General features: G+C 36.1%; 3 protein-coding genes. 1 reads left to right on the plus strand and 2 read right to left on the minus strand.

The genetic code is table 11. The annotated features are described in order from the left end of the window. On the minus strand, positions 1-791 hold a 791-nt coding region (locus F6K22_RS29650; protein WP_293106434.1), incomplete at its 3' end, for a phosphate/phosphite/phosphonate ABC transporter substrate-binding protein. A gap of 902 nt (positions 792-1,693) precedes the next feature. On the opposite strand from F6K22_RS29650, the gene F6K22_RS29655 reads away from it, so the two are divergent. Continuing rightward, positions 1,694-3,478, plus strand: a complete 1,785-nt coding sequence (locus F6K22_RS29655; RefSeq protein WP_293106437.1) for a choice-of-anchor I family protein — start codon at positions 1,694-1,696, stop codon at positions 3,476-3,478. A gap of 569 nt (positions 3,479-4,047) precedes the next feature. Here the strand turns inward: F6K22_RS29655 and F6K22_RS29660 are convergent. Further along, positions 4,048-4,953 (minus strand): vitamin K epoxide reductase family protein, encoded by a 906-nt coding sequence (locus F6K22_RS29660; protein ID WP_293106440.1) that lies wholly within the window; start codon positions 4,951-4,953, stop codon positions 4,048-4,050. Positions 4,954-5,634 lie beyond the last annotated feature (681 nt).

Below are 5,634 nucleotides of genomic sequence, written 5' to 3' on the forward strand. Positions count from 1 at the left end.
GTTTTGATGGCCTCAGTCATTTCAGGTTTCAGGTCAGCTCTAACTAAGGCTATATGATGAGCTACTTTATCGCTCTGTGCTAAAACTAGCATTGCTTGTCGGCTTTCTTCCGGAATTTCCATAAAAGTTCCGATATCAAGAGCACCAGCTACCACTTTTCCACTAATTACCCATTGAATAGTATTTTCATCATCATCAGTAAATACATATCCTACTTCATCAGCAGATACCGTTGAAGTAGCTGCTCTCTTCTCTTGAGGATTAACTCCAGCTTCTATTAAGATACTCGCAGGCAACATATAACCTGATGTCGAACTGATTTCATCAAAGCCTACCATTTTACCTTTAAGATCCTCTAGAGATTTAATCCCTCTATCCTTCATAGTAAAAATGACAGTATAATATTCTGGCACACCACCCTTCCAACGACGTAGAATTGGTTTAGCACCAGACATATCACTTATTCTCATCGCTGGGTAAGGGCTATCGAAATAAATGTCTACTTTTCCTGATTTGAGAAAATTGGCCATTTCATCCAAATCGGCAGCTACTTCGACATCCCCTTGTTTTACTCCAAATTGGCCTAGTTTTTCTGCCAGATAATCTGCTAAAGGCTGGTAACGTCTAATCTTTTTTGCAGGATTATTAGAAATATCGGCAATAACTATGGTGCCTGGGTCTTGAGTGCTAGCTAACAGCTCCAAGTTTGATGCTGATGAATTTAAGCTAGAGCTGACCAAGGCGGTGACCATGCCAAAGAGTGCTAGTTTCACAAATAACTTGCGTAACATTTTATCCGCCTCTCCATTCTGATACTTGGGACTTGAACGATACGATTCAAACAAATTTACTAACAAGAACTTGAATAAACTAATTTTTCAATAGGCTTATCTCCCTTTGGCCAGATTCATCTAGATGTTGCTATGGAATAAATGCCATAGTTGCCAATATGCTCTAGTTAGTTGAATTGGCAACTTAACTAATTTTGTTGAAGATTAGGCCATTCATTAGCATTGGGCTTTGCGATCTTTTCTTTTTCTTTGAACAAACTTACATATTATCTATACTATCTTAACAACCTTCTCGGTTGTATGTTCTCTATACCTAAATTTATGTAGCTAATCAGTAATTAAATCTACCTAATCTAGGGGTTATTTGTAATAAATAATTCAAAATTTGTAGTAAGAGTGAATCAAAAATATATGAAGATTTGATGAAGTTGCCTTAAAACTATTGCATATTTATAACTAATAATGCAATTATTAATTTAAGTTCAACAAAATAATTGTCTGTACTAATAATTTCGGTCATTCATACTATAAAATGTTACCGAAAATATTCCATTGTTAGAAACTATATACAACTTAAATATTCATGTTTTAGTTTGATATAAAACATCTGTATAATTAGGTGAATAGTAATCTGACTAAGAGTTCTAGACTGTTGCTCTGTCTTGCTTGATATTTTTAAAAAATATTTGATAATTATTACAGTTACAGTGGTTTTACAAAATAGTATTATACTTTGGTAATATTTTGGGAACTATCAGTAATAACACAGGAAAATGTTAAAAAAGTTATACATTTTTGGTGATCTTAGCAAGAGTAGCTTATAAAACTATAAGTACAAACAACTTACATAAATTCTAACTGATAAAGTTGAAAAATCTACTTATTTAAGAGGTACATAACTAATGAAAAATCATCAGGGTAAAAGTAAATATGCTAATACTAATGTGTTGGGAAAAATGATTAAATTAACTGTAGAGTCAAGTTTTGCAGTCGCCATGATGGCAGCACCAAGTACAGCAGGTGGTTTGAGTTTCACACCAGTAGGTACTTATGAGACTGGTGTATTTGATGAGAGTGCTGCAAGAATAACAGCCTTCGATCCAGATAGTGAAAGGCTATTTGTTGTAAACGATGATACAGTAACATTAGATGTTCTAGATATTAGCGATATTAGTAATCCAGAGGAACTTTTTAATATCGAGTTGACTGAATATGGCTATTTTGGTGGAGTTAATAGTGTTGCTTATAGTGATGGTATTTTTGCTGTTGCTGTCGAAAATGATACAATCACAAATCCGGGAGAAGTTTTATTCTTTAATCCTTATGGTCACCTGCTCGATCGACTAACGGTTGGTGCTTTACCTGATTCTCTGGCCTTTACAGCAGATGGAAGTAAATTATTGGTGGCTAATGAAGGTGAGCCAAATAGTTACAATCAACCAGACAGTTTTGACCCTGAAGGTTCTGTTAGTATTATAGATATGTCAGACTTATCTGTAAAAACTGCAGGTTTTGAGGCTTTCAACGATAAAGTACATGAACTAAAAGCAGAAGGGGTCAGAATATTTGGGCCTAATGCTACAGTAGCTCAAGATTTGGAACCAGAGGATATCGCTTTTTCAGAAGACGGAACAACAGCTTATGTAACACTACAAGAAAATAATGCTTTAGGTATACTCGATCTTACTACTGGTGAATTTACTGATATTGTTGCCCTTAGGTTTAAAAATCATAGTTTACCTGGTAATGGGATAGATGGTAGCGATGAAGATGGTAAAGTTAATATTGAAAATTATCCTGTATTTGGTATATATCAACCAGATGAAATTGCTTCCTATACAGTAGGAGGTAAAACTTACTTAGTGACAGCTAATGAGGGTGATAGTCGTGACTATGATGGGTTTAATGAAGAAACAGAAGTGGCAGATGAGCAGCTCGATGCATCTGCTTTCCCAAATGCTGAGGAACTACAAAAAGATGAAGTTATAGGGCGTTTGGAAATCACAAATACCATGGGTGATACAGATGGTGATGGTGACTTCGATGAACTATATGCTTTTGGTGGTCGTTCCTTCTCTATTTGGGAGTATGACGATCGAGAAGGCAAATTGGACTTAGTTTTTGACAGTGGGGATGAATTTGAACAAATAACTGCTGAGTTATTTCCTGACGACTTCAACTCCAATAATGATGAAAATCAGTCCTTTGATAATCGGAGTGATAATAAAGGTCCAGAACCTGAAGGTGTTGCTATTGGTCAGATGGGCAATCGTACCTTAGCCTTTATTGGTTTAGAACGGATTGGCGGTTTTATGACCTACGATGTTAGTAATCCATTAGCTCCTAAGTTTATGAGCTATACAAATAATCGTGACTTCTCAGTGGAATTTGATTTGGATGATGAGGGAGACCCAGATCCAACAGGTGAACAGTTAACAGCAGTAGGAGATTTAGGTCCTGAAGGGTTAACATTTATTAGTGCGGAAGATAGTCCCAATGATATAGCGTTGTTAGTAGTAGCTAATGAAGTTAGTGGTACGACTACAATTTATGAAATGGATTCAATGCCTGAAATTGATTCAGTACCTGAACCAGGTACAATTTTTGGTTTATTGGCATTTGGAGCTGCAGGAAAATTATTCTTGAAGCGCAAGAGCAAAACAACTCAAGAGCAAGAAAAAGCTTAAGTATATTAATTGAAAATTGCCATTTCAAATAGAATTAAAAAAGCATTGCTGTTTTCTAGAAGAAATAAATCAGCAATGCTTTTTTATAGTAACAGGACTTATATCATGTCCGGTTGAATAGTTATAATTAAAGCTTGTAGTTGGGCAAGAGCCCTATCTTAATAGTTCGGGCTAGAGCTTTACTACAAACAAAAATTTTTTTATCACGCTCTTATCCGGACATGATATTACCCATGCTAACCCAGAAATATCGCTCTTGTGTACTACAGCAGTTTTCCTGCACGGTAGACCACAGTAGGGGCGAGCAAGCGAATCGCCCCTACAGGGTTTTGGTTGTGACGATGTGATTATCTGCGGAGCATTTGGGCACCGACAACTCAGTCGCTCGATTACTTTTAACTTTTGACTTGCGCGTAGCGCTATAGTATGAGATTGCTTCCTTTGACTCCGTTCTAGTCCCAATGACGCAGTTCCTCCGCAGAAGGCTAGCTGATAACTGATAACTGAAATGACATAGCGACATTTAACGTTACACTCATCAGTTAACTGTTTCAAATTTAGCTACTTAATTAAGGATTATCAAAATTAGTCGATCCGTTATAGCCTGATAATTTTGCTAAATTCTCTAAAGAAACTACACCCTCCTGGAGTTTACCATCAATCTCCCAAGTGGGATATGCCTTAATACCCGCTGTAACACATAAGTTCGGTTGAGGATTTTTGCCTTTAGAATCGCACTCAATATAGTTTAATTTACTAACAGCTTCTTGACCAAACAACTTCTTTTGATCCTGACAATGACTGCACCAATAAGCACCATACATTTTTGCGTCTACCTCTGTTAAATGTTGCGCTAATGCAACTTTTGCCGGAGTGGAAGTAGTTGTAACTCCATAAACATTTGGTTCGCTAGCAGAGGTGGAATGAATTGGAGAATAAACCGCAAATGTTCCTACCATAGTAATCATCCCGACAATGATAGCGGTAAAGATTAACTGCCCAATGTCTTCCCAATTACGACCAATTAATGCCAAGATAAATAGACATAGGGAACAAATAGCTGAACCAATGCAATAAAGACAAAGAGATTTAATCTCAAATGCCATTATGTACATCAGATAGCTACTGAAGATGGTCATGGATACGCCACCTACAAACATTAATAACCAACTCCAGTTTTCTAGTTTTGAGCGTAATTCCTTTTGGGAATCTGGGTTAATTAACCAAGGAGCGATCGCCATTGTTCCCATGCCAGCATAAGCTAAAAAGCCAAACAGAGCTAGAGGTAAGCCTAAAACTGTAGCGTAGGGGCTTTCAAGTACATTATCACAACCATCCACAGGGCAAATAACTATTCCCCCTGTTAATTTTTCTATAGCAAGATAGGCTGTGATTGCAGCACCTACTGCTGCGATACCAGCAATAATAAAACGTGAATTACGATAAATCCAAGGTTTAGAGCGTTTACTACGCATTCGTTTCTCCTAATTTAATATAGTTTCTGTTGATATTATTGATTCTCCTGTGAACTGGAAAGTCAATAATAGAGTTCTATAGTAAAATATTTTATCTATAATCCATGAAACGTAGAGATTTTATTGCTATTGAGTAGGTGAGCATAAATAAACACAACAAGTTAGGGGGGGGTTTTTAGGACTAGATTCGTAATTTATCAAGGCTTTCGGCTAAACTCGCCCCTACAATTTTTTTTACGTTTAATTTTAGACCTACCTACTTAATTACTAATTCACTTAAATAATTTCATACCTCCGCAATTATTGTCAATTTCAAGTTTTTATATCGCCATAAAACTTCTGACTTATGACTTCTGAATTCTGACTTCTGTGTTAATGGCCACCAGAAAGTTCCATCTACTTTGCTAGAAGGTTACATTAGCAGTAATGATTTATTAGAGGTTTCTCTGACTACTTTAGAAGGCAGAGTTTTGCTCATAGGTGAAGAGATTAGTCTGTTCACCTAAAAATGACGCATTCCTAGCTCTAGGTTAGATCGAGTCTGTTTAATGAGTTAGAAAAAACTTTCTTCTTTCTCGACTAAGCAAGTCTTCTTATTCTTTGAATTAGTAGTAATTAATATGCATAAAATTGTGATTGATATTGCAAATTAAATGTTTAGTAATTGTGCATATTCATCAT

It is taken from the genome of Okeania sp. SIO2F4 (assembly GCF_010672385.1).
GTDB lineage: Bacteria > Cyanobacteriota > Cyanobacteriia > Cyanobacteriales > Microcoleaceae > Trichodesmium.

Coding starts and splice junctions, on each gene's coding strand:
- F6K22_RS29655 (WP_293106437.1), top strand. CDS start 1,694: ATGAAAAATCATCAGGGTAAAAGTAAATATGCTAATACTAATGTGTTG.
- F6K22_RS29660 (WP_293106440.1), bottom strand. CDS start 4,953: ATGCGTAGTAAACGCTCTAAACCTTGGATTTATCGTAATTCACGTTTT.